The following is a 13,506-nucleotide window of genomic DNA, read 5'->3' as shown; positions in this document are numbered from 1 at the left end:
GACTGCACGGAGTCGGCGTCTAGCCTGATCAACACTGAAACGAATTTAGCCCGTCTTACCGTCGTCAAAACTGACGATCACAGCGGCGTTGGCGATGATGATGGAGTCGCTTCCGCTCTCGGCAGGAATTTCCAGCCCGCCCTTTACCGCCGTCACATTCACCGTCCCGTAAGGCAATTCCTTTGCAACGGCTGCAGTATCGACCCCGCTCGGGTCTGGAACCGCGACGGTAACCTCCACGAACATATCGTTGGCGGTCTTTCCCAGTATCCGGAAGAAGCCGAGGCTGGAGTGGCGGATAGCGTCCGAGACGGCGCGCTTGGCGGCCTTGGTCGCATCGCGTCCGTGAACGTCGACGCCCATGCCCATTTCGGTAATACAGCGAACGCGTGCCATCGAATTCCTGCTTTCGTTTGAACGAGACAGGGAGAGACATATCAGTCGCCGGCGATTCACGCGAGCGACCGACGAGCAAAGGCTTCGATCTGACTTCAGCGCGCCGGCCCCGGCATGACAGTGGCGGCTGGAACCTGACGGTAGCCTTGAACGTTGCCCGCCGGGTAAATCCAGTTCGAGGACGAGCCATGCCAGAAGACCCCGAAATCCTGTTCTGGCGACGCACCGACGTAATTGGTCTCGAGCGTTTGACGCTCAGCCTTTCCGCTGATGCCGTGTTGGCGGAATCAACCGTGATCTGCATGGAGGACGGCGGCTTTCAGCTGGACCACCGCTGGACGTTGACCCCAGATTGGCGGGCCCAGTCGCTGGATGTCGCGCGATGGGGACCGACCGGGCTCAGCCGCCTCAACCTTGAACGAACGGACGACGGCTGGCGCGTTGATGGCCAACGGCGTGCCGACCTCGATGGTGCAGAGGAGCCGGATCTCTCCGTGACTCCATTTTGCAATACATTCCCGATCCTCCGGACGCCTGCCGGCGCGGGGGAAAGCCGCACGCTCGACACCTGCTTCGTTGACGCAGCCACTATGACCGTGCAGCGTTCCCGTCAACGATATGACCGCATCGGACCGAACCAGATACGCTACGTGGACCTCGGGGTCTCGGCAGGCTTTGAGGCCGATATCGAGGTGGACAATCGGGGCCTCGTACTTCGATACCAGCACCTTTTCGAACGGGTGACGCCCGTCTGACGAAAGCGTCAGCCTACCGAAAAACACCACGTCCTGCCGAGCTGAACAATCGGCGAAGCGCCATCAGGAGCCCGAGCAGGCCTCCATTTTGCGCGCTGCGTCCCGGCCAGTCCGCTCAAGAACCTCCTTCGGATCGCCTGGCTGGACGAGGTGGATACGCGTGCCGCTCTCGCCGGCGCCCAGACCGGGTTTCAAAACCTGCTGACCGTCATAGTGCCCGCCATTCTGGGTGCGGTAGGCGATCGGCCGGTCACTGAAGAGTCCCATGATGCGATGCCGATAGGCCTCCGCGACGGCGGGCCACTCGGCCTCGGTCAGCCGGTCACTCTGATAGACGACGAAGGGCGGCATGATCTCCATGCCCGGATAGAAGAGCATGCCATGCTGAATCGGCCACAGCAGATCGTCGAGCCGTCCATTCACGCCGCGCTCGCTATAATGCGGCGCACGGCCGCCGATGGTGACGGACAGCATCGCGCGACGCCCGCCTAACTTACCTTCGCCGTAGCGGTCGCCCCATCTTTCGCCGCCATGGGCGCCGACGCCATATGCAAATCCATAGGCGAAGACGCGGTCGACCCAGCCCTTCAAGATGGCCGGCATGCCGAACCACCACATCGGAAAACTCAGGAGAACGGCGTCAGCCCACAGCAGCTTCTGCTGTTCGGCCTCTACGTCGGGAGTTTGAGTACCGGTGGCAAACGCATAGCGAGACTCCGCGGCATAGCGCAGACGGTCCGCTTGCGCCTGCTCGAGGAAATCCCCACGATTGGCAACTGCCGTCCAGTTGGCCGCATAGAGATCTGAAACTTGCGCCGCGTGGCCCTGCGTGGTGAGAGTTTCGACCGCCAGATCCTTCAGGGCGCTGGTGAGTGACTTCGGTTCCGGATGCGCGTGAACAATAAGAACGTTACTCAAAGATGTTTCTCCTGTTGAGGCTTGGGAGCGCGCGTAGCGCGATGCGCCTCAACATGGTGGGCAAAATCACAAAGGCGAACGGTTGAACCCTGGAAACGACATATGTTCAGCAATGCTGAACTCAAGCGCGCTCGACCTCCTTCATCATCATCCAGGCCATGTCCGTCAACGCTTGCGGCGGCAAGCGCGTCGCTGGTCCGCTGAGCCCGATGCTCGCACGAACCTCACCACCCTCGCGCCAGGGAATAGCGACGCAATGGAGGCCCGGCTGGTAATTCTCGAGATCGAGCGCGAAGCCCCGCGTGGCGACCGTTTTGATCTCGGACAGAATATGCGGACCGAGCGCGTCGGCACGGCTGGCGAGGACGCGCTTACCAAGCCCGGGCATGAAGGCGAGGAATACGAGCCCGACCGCCGATCCTTCCAGCGGCTCGCGTACGCCGATGGGACATGCGCCTGCCTTCAATGCGTGGGAGGATTCTATCGCATCGAGATAATAGGCTTCATCTCCGCTCGGCACAGCCAGATAGACCATCTCGCCCGTGCGCTTTGCCACCGATTCGAGCACTGGGCGCAGTCGGCCGCGAAGCGCGCCATCGTCTCCGGCAATTCGCGCCAGATTGAGAATGCGGCCGCCGAGATGATAGCGTGAATCCCCGACGCGGCGGTGCACGTAACCAAGCTCGTCCAACGTCTTAAGAAGATTGTGCGCGGTCGTCTTGCCGAGCTTCGCCCGCTCGGCAATGTGCTGCAGCCGTGCGGCACCGCCTTCCTCTGCGATAATCTCGAGGATCGCGGCCGCGCGCTCGATGGATTGAATTAGCCTGACTTCCGACATCACGCGTTCGCTAGTGACAGATACTGTCCGCTAACATCGGCGTGGTGCACCCGGACGACAAGTCCATCTATGTTGATTATTTGCGCTCCAGGGCAGCAGCTCAACGCGGCTGCATCTTGGCGAATTCGTGGCCGCCGAATCGAGATCGCCGTCAATGCAATGTTAGAGGTCGCAGGAATTTCGCACACCTGATGACGTCGCGCTGCCCGGCTGCATCGGCGCGAAATCAGCTTCAGCCAGGGCGCCGAATGGAAGGCGCTCATCAGCAAGTACATCGGTACCATGCCGCCCACCGGCGACGCGTTTGCAGCCGAGCAAAGCGGATCCAGCGGGCCACCGCCAACCACGGCGGTAAGCAGCGCCATGGTTGCGAAGGTCGGCGCGGCCGCAAGGGATAGCCATCTGACTATGCCGGCCGCGGCGCCTTCGTCATCACAGCTCGCCGCGCAGGGCGCGTTGCTGTGAGAGACCTCGCTCATCCCTTCGTGCCTGCGCTCTGCTTGCGGAACGCGGCCTCTCCGGCGTCCGACACCTCGACCCACCTCTTGTCGGGCGCTGCGCCTTCGACGTAGCTGTCGTGCCAATTCCACCATTTGTAGGTCGGAGTCTGGGGATATCCTTCGGGCGAGTCCTCCCAGACCTCCTGGCGGCCGAGCGGCGTGATGTCGAGGTAATTCCAGGTGCCTCCCATTTGCTCGTCGCCGCGGTTGTTGATTAAGTAGGTGCGGTAGATCTTGTTGCCGTCGCGGAAGAACACGTTGGTGCCGTGCCATTCGCCGACATCGAAGTCGGCATCGAAGCTGTCGGTGATGGTGTACCAGGGGATCAACTCCCATCCCATTCGCTTCTTCAGGCGCGCGATGTCCGGCTGCGGCGCGCGCGAGGCAAACACGAGCGTGGTATCGCGGGCGTTGAGATGGGCGACGTGGGCGACCTGGTCGGCCACCATCGAACAGCCGCGGCAGGCATGGTCGGGCCAGCCGAACACGCCGGGCTCGAAGAAGGCGCGGTAGAGGATCAACTGATGACGGCCCTCGAACAAGTCGAGCAAGCTCGCCGGACCGTTGGGCCCCTCGAACCTGTACTCCTTCTCCACGGCCAGCCACGGCATGCGCCGGCGTTCGGCGGCAAGCGCGTCACGGGCGCGGGTCGTGGCCTTTTCCTTCACGAGCAATTGCTGGCGGGCCGCTTCCCATTCCTGTGCCGAAACGGTGTGAATCTGCATGGCTAACCTCCTGTTTGTTGGGACGTTCGTTACTTGAGCTTCGACTTGCAGCGTCAGGCCGGCAGACGCGCGTCGTATTCCTTCATGAGGCCGCTCCAGCCATCCCAGAACGGCGCCGGCTCCTCTCCGCTCGCACGGGCGACCAGAACATCGAGATGCATGTGCCAACCGGCCATGTGCTTGAGCAGCGTGGCGCGATCGGGGAAGCGCCGATGGATGACCGTGAGCAGCACGCCCTTGCCTTTGGGCTCCAGTTCGAACGTGACGTCACCGGTACTGTTCCAGGTGATCGACAATTTTCGGGGCGGATCAAATTCGGTAATCCGGCTCTGCATGCGATGCTCGCCACCGAAGCCGGCCGGGCGCTCGCCCGGCGGGTTCGTCAATTCGTCGTTGCGCCAGACGAGTTCGAAGGGCGCGCCGACCTTCGTGTCCATGTCGCCTGCCGCCATCCATTTGCGGCGCAACTCGCTGTCGGTGAGATAGGCCCAGATACGCTCGATCGGGCCGGGCAGCAGCCGCTGGATCTTCAGCGTCGTGGGCTCGGGCAGGCTGCCGTACGCGTCGGGCTTTGTCGTTGAATTCATCGCTCTACTCCGTCACCGATTTTGATTTGGATTTTGATTTGGATTTTGCTTGCGCCCGATCCTCTTCGCGCAGCAGAGCTTCCAGCCTGTCGAGCTTTGCGGTCCAGAAACGTTCGTAACGCTTCAGCCATGCATCGGCTTCCGCGAGCCGCGCCGCCTCGAGGCGGCAGAGATGGGAGCGACCGCGGATCGTGCGTTTGACGAGACCGGCGTTCTCCAGCACCCGCACGTGTTTCGAGGCGCCGGCGAAGCTCATGTGAAACGGCGTCGCCAGCTCCCCGATTGTCAGTTCCCGTTCCGCCAGACGACCAAGCATCGCCCGCCGCGTTGGATCGGCGAGGGCGTGAAAAACGGCGTCGAGATGGGCACTACGTTCAACCATGTGGTTTAACATAGTCGTACGACACTAATTGTCAACCAATCGGTTTAACGTTTTCGTGATGATGGGATTGGACCTAGCCGTCCGGCACGGTGTAAACGGCGCAGGGCGACGCAATGCCGCGCAGCTCATGCGTTCCCAGCGGGACCAGTTTTGTGGTGGTTTCGGCGGCGAGTGCGCCTGATATCAGCACCGTTCGGCCGAGCGGCCGACAAAGCCCTTCCAGCCGGCTCACCAGATTGACCGCGGGACCTATCGCCGTGAAATCCAGCCGGTCGGCCGCACCGACGTTGCCCCACAGAATTTCTCCGAGATGCAATGCCACGCCGAACAAAAGCGGCTGCAGCCCCTGCTCTCGCCGTGCGTCGCCGAGATGCGCCATTCCGGCCTGCGCGGAAGCGACGGCCCGGAGCGCTGCGTCGCAGGCATCGCGGGGAGATGGACCGGTGACCGGAAAGATCGCCAGCACGCCGTCGCCGATGAATTTCAACACCTCGCCGCCGAAGGCATGGACCGCGCCGGCAATGCAATCGAACCAGGCGCCGAGCGCGGCGATCACCGCCGCGGGAGGCTCGGCCTCGGACAGAGCCGTGAAGCCGCGTAGATCGGCAAACAGAAGCGCGGCCCGGATGTTCTCGCCGACCTCGCGCCGCAGCGGCCCCGTCAGCACGCGCGCGGCGCTCCGCTTGCCGAGATAAGCTTCGAGCGCAGCGGTCATGGTCGCGCGCGCCGAAAGCGCGGCGAGCGGCGCTGCAGCGAAGCGGGCGGCATCGCGCAGGCGATCAGACTCCGCTTGCGTGAACGGCCGCGGTCCGATCCAGCCAAGCATCGGCCCGTTCGATCCCGGGCTCACATTATGTTCATGCACCGCTCCGCCCGCGAGCCCGGCCAACCAGTTCCGGCCGGCGTCGCCGGACAAATTCCCCGCCGCTCCGAATCCCGCCGGAGCGAACCCCACGGCCTCGATCACCGCCCCATTCTCCGCGCGCCATAGCCAGGTCCGGCGGGCGACGATCGGATGCGGCACGGCGAGCGTCAGCGCGCCGCCGGCGAGCGGCACGCCGTCCTCGATCAGGCGCGTGCCGAGTTCAGCCAGGAACCGGTCGGCGCCCGGCGAAGCGCTGGCTGCATCAACCAGCCATGTCAGCGTCGGATTCAGTTGCATGGATCGATCATGCGGCAGCGACGTTGCATTGTCACCCACGGCGCTTACCTTAGGCACTCGCTGGTTGCATCAGCGCGTCCTGCCAACGACCCACCCGCGAGGTTTTCGATGACTGAATCGTTTGTGCTCCAGCGCGAGACCCACATCGCCGCCCCCCGTGCCAGCGTGTTCGCCTTCCTGACGGACCCTGAGAAGATCGTGCAATGGATGGGCAGCGAGGCCGTGACGGAGATGCATCCGGGCGGCATGTACCTCCTGAAAGGCGTCGGTAGCGCCACGGCGCGCGGCGCATTCCGCGAGGTCGTGCCGGTTCACCGTCTCGCCTACAGCTTTGGCTGGGAAGGCAATGAGGAGGTGCCGCCGGGATCAGGCCTGATCGAGATCGATCTGATCGAACGGGACGGCGGCACGCTGTTGCGCATGACCCATAGCGGCCTGCCCACCGAGGCAACCCGCGACGCCCATTCCAAGGGTTGGGCGCATTATCTCGACAGGCTGACCAAGGTGGCCGCCGGCCAGGACCCTGGACCGGACCGCGGACCGAGTGGCACACGCAACGCGTAAGGATCGCGTCGGTCAAGGCGTGCATCGCTGGACGATCAGTCCTGTTTCTTCAACACCGTCACGTGAAGACGGCGCCGGATTTCCATCCCCTGCCGCCGGTAGAGCGCGATGGCCGAGTGATTGTTGGTGAAGACGTGCAAGAACGGAATTTCGCCGCGCGATACAATCTTGCGCGAGATGGCCGATAGCAGCATCTGTCCATAGCCGCGGCCGCGATGGGATGGATGCACGCAGACGGCGGTGATCTCGGTGTATTGAGCCGGCTTCATCCGCTCGCCGGCCATCGCGACAAGCTGGCCGTCGACGCGGATGCCGAGAAAGGTGCCGAGCTCATGGGTCCGCGCGCTGAACGGGCCCGGCTTGGTGAGCTCGGCGAGTTCGATCATCGCGGGAACGTCGTGGGCGCCGAGCGTGACGATATCGACGCCATTGGCTGGTGTTTCAACCGGCGTTCCAATCATCTGTTCACCAGTGTCCGCCAGCGCAATTCTGAATGCGGCAGGCGGCCTCACGGGATCCGGCGTGAACAGCACGGCGATGTCCTGCGGCGACATCAGCCTGGCGAGCGCAGCAAAGCTTTCAGGCGACATGTCCGCCATCGCTGCGAAGGGCGTGATCTCGGTCGGATAGCGCAGCGCGCGGGCATCGCCTTCGGCCAATGCCTGCTGCGTGGTCGTGAGCGCAATCCAGATCGGATAATCGAGCGGGTGGCTGGAGCTGTCGTGAACGGACATCAGACTACCTTCGTTCTCACTCGATGGCACGACAACTTTAGCGGTAATCACTGACGTCGGCCACCTTGCCACCCTCCCTCACCTCGGCGATGTAGCGCCAGATGTCCGGGCGCGAGCCGTCAATATCCGTAAAGCCATAGTGGCGAGCGAGCTCGCCGGAGCTGACGGATTTCTGATTCCATTTGTTGCGATTGGGATCGGCGGCGAGCGCAGCCACGGCGCGGCCGACATAGCGCGGCGATTCCGACAGCGCGAAATCGGGCGGCGCCTGGTGCCTGCCGCCTCCCCGCTCTGCCAGCGCCTCGCGCCAGGTCGTTTCGGTGACGCCGAAATTCTCCAGCATCATCTCGGAGCGCAGCCATCCAGGCGTGATCGCAACCGCCGTGGCCCCGTGCGGTGCGAGTTCGTGGCCTTGCGAGTAGGCGAGACGGTTCACGCTCTGCTTGACGAGGTCGTAGAACACCGAGATCCGGTAATGCTGCGCATTGTAGTCGGCGGTGCCGTCGGTGACTTCGACGAGCAGGCCGCCGGCCTGCGCGACCAGCAGCGGCAGCAGATGATGCGATGTCACCAGATGCGTCTCGATGCCGAGCCGCAGAATCCGCAATCCCTTTTGCAGGTCGAGCTTCCAGATCGGCGTATTCCATTCGGCGGGCTCGCCCTTCAGCCGTTCGGCGCCCCAGATGTCGTTCACCAGCACGTCGATGTGGCCATGCTCGGCGCGGATACGCTCGGCCAGCGCCGCGACCTGCAAAGGTTCGAGATGATCAACAGCGATGGCGACGCCTTTGCCGCCGAGGCTGGTCACGAGCTCGGCCGTCTCCTCGATCGTCTCCGGCCGGTCATAATCGGATCGCGTTGGAGCATCGGCGCGAGCGCTGCTGCGCCCCGTGCAGATCACCGTTGCGCCCGCCTCTCCCAGCGCGGCGGCAATGCCACGGCCGGCGCCGCGCGTCGCGCCCGCCACCACGGCGACACGTCCGGCAAGCGCGCCTTCATGTGAGACCATGCTCATCTTCCCTCACCTTCACGCGCCGCTGCAGTCCGATTGCATCGAAGCGCCTGCGCGCATCATTCCGCTTTCTCTGCCGTCGCCTTGATCAGATTGTCGCGGAGCGTGACGACGTTTTCCTGCAGCCGCGCGAACTCGTCGGGCTTCAGTCCGGTAGAGGCCACGAGATTCATGTGCATGCCCTTCTCGCGCAGCCGGCGGCCAGCCTCGGTCAGGCTGATGCGCACCTGCCGCTCGTCCGCGGGATCACGCTGGCGGCGCAGATAGCCCATCTGCTCCAGCTTTTTCAGGATCGGCGTCAGCGTGTTGGACTCCAGGAACATCTTCTCGCCAAGCTCACTCACGGTCTGGCCGTCCTGCTCCCACAACGCCACAATCGCGATCCATTGCGGGTAGGTCAGGCCAAGTTCATCGAGGCCCTTTTTGTAGGCCCGCCCGAAGGCAAGGTTGGCCGAATAGACCGCAAAACACAGGAAATCGCCAAGCCGCCGCTCGCCTGCGGCCGGCCTCGGTTTCTGGTTGGCCTTTGAATTATCTCTCGAATTGTCCCTGGAGCCGTTCCGCGGCCCGTCGTTCAGTTTCATGGAGGTCGTCCTTTCCGACACGAATATGTGAAGTCTCGCACCCATATATATCGCATCCGATTAAATCGGAAGGGTTGACACTCCGTCTCCAACGCGCTTTATATCGCATACGATCTTATCGCACGCTATGTAACCGCGGTGGCGCGGAGACATTCCCGCCACCACAACATCAAGGAGAGAACCATGTCAGACCTCAAGGAACGCACCAGCACCACTTCCAAGGCCGCTTCGGCGGTCGACCTGAAGCTCGAAGTCATCGTCATCCCGGTTTCCGACGTTGAACGCGCCAAGCAGTTTTATGCAAAGCTCGGCTGGCGGCTCGACGCCGATTTCGCCGGCCCTGACGATTACCGCGTGATCCAGTTTACGCCGCCCGGCTCCAACGCCTCCGTCATCTTCGGCAAGAACGTCACCCCTGCCGCGCCCGGCTCCGCGCAGGGCCTGTACCTGATCGTTTCGGATATCGAGGCGGCCCGCAACGAGTTGCTCGGCCGCGGTGTTGCGATCAGTGAAGCCTTTCACGCCGGCGGCAACGTGCATGTCGGCTCGGACGAGCCCTATCTGTTCGGGCGGGTCCGGCTGAGCGGCCCGGATCCGGAACGCGGCAGCTATCGCTCCTATGCCTCGTTCAGCGATCCCGACGGCAATGGCTGGCTGCTGCAGGAAGTCACCGCGCGATTGCCGGGGCGCGTCGACGCCAACGCGACGGCCTTCAATTCGTCGGCTGATCTCGCGAGCGCACTGCGCCGTGCGGCGGCTGCCCATGGCGAATACGAGAAGCGCAACGGCGGCCAGCACGATGAGAACTGGCCGGACTGGTACGCCGAATACATCGTCCGCGAGCAGAGCGGCCAGCAGCAGGCGGCATGAGCAGGCTTCGCGATCATTGCATGCAAGTTCGATGAAATTTCCAAACCAAGGAGATCAACATGACCAGGATGAATAAGATGCAACTCATGGCGATGGCGGCGATCGTTGCCGGAGCCATTCTGGCGCCGCTTGGCGCACAGGCGCAGCAGAGCGGAGTTACCCGAACCGACCTGCAGCGGCACGATCTCAGTGCACAGGGGCGCGAGGCCATTCAGGTCCGCGTCGACCTCGCCCCCGGCGTGGCGTTCGGCAAGCACACGCATCCCGGCGAAGAGATCATCTATGTCCTCGAGGGCCAGCTCGAGTATCAGGTCGGGGACAAACCGCCGGTCACACTCAAAGCCGGCGACGTCCTGTTCATTCCAGCCGGCACACCCCATTCGGCCAGGAATCCCGGCAACGTCACTGGCAGCGAGCTAGCCACCTACATCGTCGAAAAAGGCAAGCCGCTGCTCACATTGCTGAAGTGACCGCAGCAGCCTACAGCGACGAGGAGAGCCCGACATGATCGAGATTGCGCTGGCATTTGCGGCTGGCCTCCTGACGGCGGCGGCTCCCTGCATCCTGCCACTGCTTCCGGTCTTGCTGGGCACCTCCATCGGCCGGGAGGACCGGTGGCGGCCGCTCTTTCTCGCGGCCGGATTCATCATCGCCTTCTCCGGTTTCGCGATCCTGTTCGGCTCTTTCTCGACCGTGCTTGGCTTATCGCACGACACGCTGCGGACCGTCTCTGTCATCCTGCTCGGCAGCTTCGGCGTATTGCTGTTGTGGCCGCAGCCATACGAGCGGCTCATGACGAGGTTTCACGGCCTGCTCTCGTTCGCCGACAACATCGTCGCGCGCGCCGGATCAGGGAATGCAGGGGGTCTCGTTGTTGGACTGGCGCTCGGCGTGCTCTGGACGCCGTGCGCCGGGCCGGTGCTCGGCTCCATTCTCACGCTGATCGCAACATCTGAAAACCTGCCACGCGCTGCGCTGCTGCTTGTCGTCTACGCTGTCGGAGCCGGCATTCCGATCCTCCTGATTGCCTACGGCGGACAATACGCGACCACGCAAGTGCGTAGGCTTGCGCCCTACACTGTCGCCTTGCAGCGAACATTTGGTGCGGCGGTGCTCCTCGTCGCGCTGGCCTTCTACACGCAATACGACAGCATCGTCGCTGTCTGGTTTTCGGTGCTCTATCCGACTCTTCAACTGGGATTATGACAATGCGCAAGCTTCTCAGCCTGATCGTCCTCGTTTTCGTTGCCGTTCTTGCCATTGCGCAGTTTGGCCCTTCCGCCCTGCTCAGCAACGAAACCATTCGGCAGAACTCTCGGCCCGCGCCGGAGTTTTCCGGGATTTCCGCCTGGCTGAATTCGCCACCGCTGACGGTGGAGAGCCTTCGCGGCAAGGTCGTGCTGGTTCAGTTCTGGACCTACTCCTGCATCAACTGCCTTCGCACGTTGCCCTACGTCACCAAGTGGCATGAGCAGTACAAAGACAAAGGCCTTGTCGTGGTCGGCGTGCACACGCCTGAATTCGCCTTCGAGAAGGAACGCGCGAATGTCGAGACCGCCGTCAAGCGCCTGGGCATTCATTATCCTGTGGCGCAAGACAATCAGTATCGCACTTGGCGCGCCTTCGGAAATCAGTACTGGCCAGCCGCGTATCTGATCGACAGGTCCGGAACGATTGTCGCGACGCAGTTCGGCGAGGGCGGCTATCAGCAAATGGAAAACGCCATCGCGCGTCTTGTCGGCGAAGCCATGCCCACCGCGCAAACAACGGATCCGGATTTGAGCGCTGTCGCAACGCCCGAGTTGTATCTCGGTTCTGAGAAGAACGATGGCGCCATCGTCGGGTCGCAAGAAGCGGCGCGCGGCGAACGGGCCTACACGCTGCCGGACAACGTGCCGCCGAACCGGTTCGCCCTCTCCGGCTTCTGGAACGTGACGGGCGATCGCGCCACCTCGTCGGCAGACGGTGACGAAATCCTGCTTCGCTTCAACGCGCCCAAGGTCAATCTTGTAGCCGGCAGCCTGTCGCCGCAGACATTGTCCGTGACTGTCGACGGAACGCCCCAGCCGCCAGTCACCATCGACGGAAGCAGGCTTTATCCCCTCTACAGCGGCGCCGGCGGCGAGCACGTGTTGCGCCTGAAAGCGCCCAAGGCTGGCCTGAGCGCGTACACCTTTACGTTCGGCTGAACGCAACCGCGGCGCGATGCCGCGACTTCTGATTCAGCTGTCAAACAGCGTAGGCGTATGGGGGCTGCAGCCTGTGGCGACGTGGCAACCCGTGACTTGACCTGCCGGTGTTCATGCAATATCAATTGTTACATGAAGCGAGACAGTAGACTATCAGGCGTTCTTCACGTGCTGCTGCACATGGCCGAGCGAAAGGAACCGGTGACTTCCGAAGCGCTCGCACGGGCCATGGACACCAATCCCGTTGTGATCCGGCGGATCATGTCCGGACTGCGCGATCAGGGCTATGTGCGATCGGAGAAGGGCCATGGCGGCGGATGGACTCTCGCGCGCGATCTCGCGACGATATCGCTGCGGGATGTCTATCAGGCGCTCGGCCAACCCTCGCTGTTCGCCTTGGGAAACAGAACGGAAGCACCGGGCTGTCTTGTCGAGCAGGCCGTGAATGCTGCGCTCGACCGGGCGTTTGACGAGGCGGAGGCGCTGTTGCTGTCGCGCCTGAGTGCCGTGACGCTTGCAATGTTGAGCGCCGATTTTCAGAAGCGCCTGGGCGCCCGGCGCAACCGTCATCGTCTGGAGATCGCTCATGCATCATGACGCGGCGGCCAACGCCTTGTTGGCCCATTTCTCCGATCCCGACGCGGTCGCGCGCTATGCGGATGGACCGCCGCGCTTCGTGCCCGGCTTTGCGGACCTTCACCGCATGACACGTATCCTGCTGACGGAGCAGGCTGCGCCAGACGCGCGGGTGCTAGTGCTCGGCGCGGGTGGCGGCCTGGAGTTGAAGGCATTGGCGGAGGCAGAGCCGCGCTGGAGGTTCGTTGGCGTTGATCCCGCCTCGGAGATGCTGAAGCTGGCGGAGCAGACGCTGGGGTCCTTCAATGCGCGCGTGCAGTTGCAGCAGGGCTATATCGACGATGCGCCCGATGGACCGTTCGATGCCGCCACCTGTCTGCTCACGCTGCATTTCCTCGATGTCGACGAACGGCGGCGGACGGCCAGGGAAATCCACCGCCGTCTCAGATCCGGAGCGCCGTTTGTGGCCGCCCATTCCAGTTTTCCGCAGCAGTACAGCGAGCGGACGCGATGGCTATCGCGCTATGCCGCCTATGCGATCGCCTCCGGCGCCGATCCGAACCAGGCCAACACGGCGCGTGCGGCGGTCGAGGCGCGCTTGCCCGTGCTCAGTCCAGAGCAGGATGCGCAAATTCTGCATGAGGCCGGGTTCCGGGACGTGGAGTTGTTCTACGCCGCCTTTACCTGGCGCGGCTGGATTGCGTATGCGTGAAG

18 protein-coding genes are annotated in these 13,506 nt (G+C 63.2%); 8 read left to right on the top strand and 10 right to left on the bottom strand.

The genetic code is table 11. The features are described 5' to 3' along the window. Positions 1 to 45 precede the first annotated feature (45 nt). Positions 46 to 396: a Lin0512 family protein gene (locus KJQ96_RS07530; RefSeq protein ID WP_213286046.1), complete on the bottom strand. Its 351-nt coding sequence runs from the start codon at positions 394 to 396 to the stop codon at positions 46 to 48. Positions 397 to 584: 188 nt separating this feature from the next. Between KJQ96_RS07530 and KJQ96_RS07525 the strand changes: the two genes are divergently transcribed. Further along, positions 585 to 1,151 carry a putative glycolipid-binding domain-containing protein gene (locus KJQ96_RS07525; protein ID WP_213286045.1) on the top strand — a complete coding sequence of 189 codons (567 nt, stop codon included), beginning with the start codon at positions 585 to 587 and terminating at the stop codon, positions 1,149 to 1,151. Positions 1,152 to 1,214: 63 nt separating this feature from the next. Here KJQ96_RS07525 and KJQ96_RS07520 read toward each other — a convergent pair whose 3' ends face one another. The 6 genes from KJQ96_RS07520 to KJQ96_RS07495 all read right to left on the bottom strand — a co-directional run bounded on the left by KJQ96_RS07520 (position 1,215) and on the right by KJQ96_RS07495 (position 6,263). Continuing rightward, complete coding sequence (locus KJQ96_RS07520; protein ID WP_249733832.1) at positions 1,215 to 2,069, bottom strand: NAD(P)H-dependent oxidoreductase; 855 nt, start codon at positions 2,067 to 2,069, stop codon at positions 1,215 to 1,217. Positions 2,070 to 2,190: 121 nt separating this feature from the next. Beyond that, entirely contained in the window at positions 2,191 to 2,907 is a 717-nt protein-coding gene (locus KJQ96_RS07515; protein WP_213286044.1) for an IclR family transcriptional regulator, read from the bottom strand. 475 nt (positions 2,908 to 3,382) lie between these two features. Further along, the gene (locus KJQ96_RS07510) at positions 3,383 to 4,132 is read right to left on the bottom strand and encodes a DUF899 family protein (protein ID WP_213286043.1); all 750 of its coding nucleotides are present in this window, start codon (positions 4,130 to 4,132) and stop codon (positions 3,383 to 3,385) included. A 53-nt stretch (positions 4,133 to 4,185) separates the two neighbouring features. Further along, entirely contained in the window at positions 4,186 to 4,719 is a 534-nt protein-coding gene (locus KJQ96_RS07505) for an SRPBCC family protein (protein WP_213286042.1), read from the bottom strand. Positions 4,720 to 4,723: 4 nt separating this feature from the next. After that, positions 4,724 to 5,101 carry a helix-turn-helix transcriptional regulator gene (locus tag KJQ96_RS07500; RefSeq protein WP_213286041.1) on the bottom strand — a complete coding sequence of 126 codons (378 nt, stop codon included), beginning with the start codon at positions 5,099 to 5,101 and terminating at the stop codon, positions 4,724 to 4,726. A gap of 73 nt (positions 5,102 to 5,174) precedes the next feature. Next, positions 5,175 to 6,263 (bottom strand): adenylate/guanylate cyclase domain-containing protein, encoded by a 1,089-nt coding sequence (locus KJQ96_RS07495; protein WP_213286040.1) that lies wholly within the window; start codon positions 6,261 to 6,263, stop codon positions 5,175 to 5,177. Positions 6,264 to 6,371: 108 nt separating this feature from the next. Between KJQ96_RS07495 and KJQ96_RS07490 the strand changes: the two genes are divergently transcribed. Continuing rightward, positions 6,372 to 6,827 (top strand): SRPBCC family protein, encoded by a 456-nt coding sequence (locus tag KJQ96_RS07490; protein WP_213286039.1) that lies wholly within the window; start codon positions 6,372 to 6,374, stop codon positions 6,825 to 6,827. A gap of 35 nt (positions 6,828 to 6,862) precedes the next feature. Here the strand turns inward: KJQ96_RS07490 and KJQ96_RS07485 are convergent, their stop codons facing one another. From KJQ96_RS07485 to KJQ96_RS07475, 3 genes are all read right to left on the bottom strand, one after another. Then, complete coding sequence (locus tag KJQ96_RS07485) at positions 6,863 to 7,561, bottom strand: GNAT family N-acetyltransferase (RefSeq protein ID WP_213286038.1); 699 nt, start codon at positions 7,559 to 7,561, stop codon at positions 6,863 to 6,865. A gap of 37 nt (positions 7,562 to 7,598) precedes the next feature. Further along, positions 7,599 to 8,570, bottom strand: coding sequence for an SDR family oxidoreductase (locus KJQ96_RS07480; protein WP_213286037.1), 972 nt, complete (start codon positions 8,568 to 8,570; stop codon positions 7,599 to 7,601). Between the two features lie 62 nt (positions 8,571 to 8,632). Continuing rightward, positions 8,633 to 9,157, bottom strand: coding sequence for a MarR family winged helix-turn-helix transcriptional regulator (locus KJQ96_RS07475; protein WP_249733831.1), 525 nt, complete (start codon positions 9,155 to 9,157; stop codon positions 8,633 to 8,635). A gap of 183 nt (positions 9,158 to 9,340) precedes the next feature. Here KJQ96_RS07475 and KJQ96_RS07470 point away from each other — a divergent pair, with 183 nt between their 5' ends. From KJQ96_RS07470 to KJQ96_RS07445, 6 genes are all read left to right on the top strand, one after another. Further along, the gene (locus KJQ96_RS07470) at positions 9,341 to 10,027 is read left to right on the top strand and encodes a VOC family protein (RefSeq protein WP_213286035.1); all 687 of its coding nucleotides are present in this window, start codon (positions 9,341 to 9,343) and stop codon (positions 10,025 to 10,027) included. Between the two features lie 68 nt (positions 10,028 to 10,095). Further along, positions 10,096 to 10,497 carry a cupin domain-containing protein gene (locus tag KJQ96_RS07465; protein WP_213286234.1) on the top strand — a complete coding sequence of 134 codons (402 nt, stop codon included), beginning with the start codon at positions 10,096 to 10,098 and terminating at the stop codon, positions 10,495 to 10,497. A 34-nt stretch (positions 10,498 to 10,531) separates the two neighbouring features. Next, positions 10,532 to 11,233, top strand: coding sequence for a cytochrome c biogenesis CcdA family protein (locus tag KJQ96_RS07460; protein ID WP_213286034.1), 702 nt, complete (start codon positions 10,532 to 10,534; stop codon positions 11,231 to 11,233). A 2-nt stretch (positions 11,234 to 11,235) separates the two neighbouring features. Then, complete coding sequence (locus KJQ96_RS07455) at positions 11,236 to 12,216, top strand: thioredoxin family protein (RefSeq protein ID WP_213286033.1); 981 nt, start codon at positions 11,236 to 11,238, stop codon at positions 12,214 to 12,216. A 132-nt stretch (positions 12,217 to 12,348) separates the two neighbouring features. Continuing rightward, entirely contained in the window at positions 12,349 to 12,813 is a 465-nt protein-coding gene (locus KJQ96_RS07450) for an Rrf2 family transcriptional regulator (RefSeq protein ID WP_213286032.1), read from the top strand. Further along, on the top strand, positions 12,803 to 13,504 hold the full coding sequence (locus KJQ96_RS07445) for a class I SAM-dependent methyltransferase (RefSeq protein WP_213286031.1): 702 nt from the start codon (positions 12,803 to 12,805) through the stop codon (positions 13,502 to 13,504). Before KJQ96_RS07450 ends, KJQ96_RS07445 begins: the two co-directional genes overlap by 11 nt. The last annotated feature ends 2 nt before the right edge of the window (positions 13,505 to 13,506 follow it).

Source organism: Bradyrhizobium sp. sGM-13, assembly GCF_018398875.1.
GTDB lineage: Bacteria > Pseudomonadota > Alphaproteobacteria > Rhizobiales > Xanthobacteraceae > Bradyrhizobium.
The sequence above is the reverse complement of the archived record's forward strand: the minus strand, read 5'-3'. Positions and strand labels throughout refer to the sequence as shown.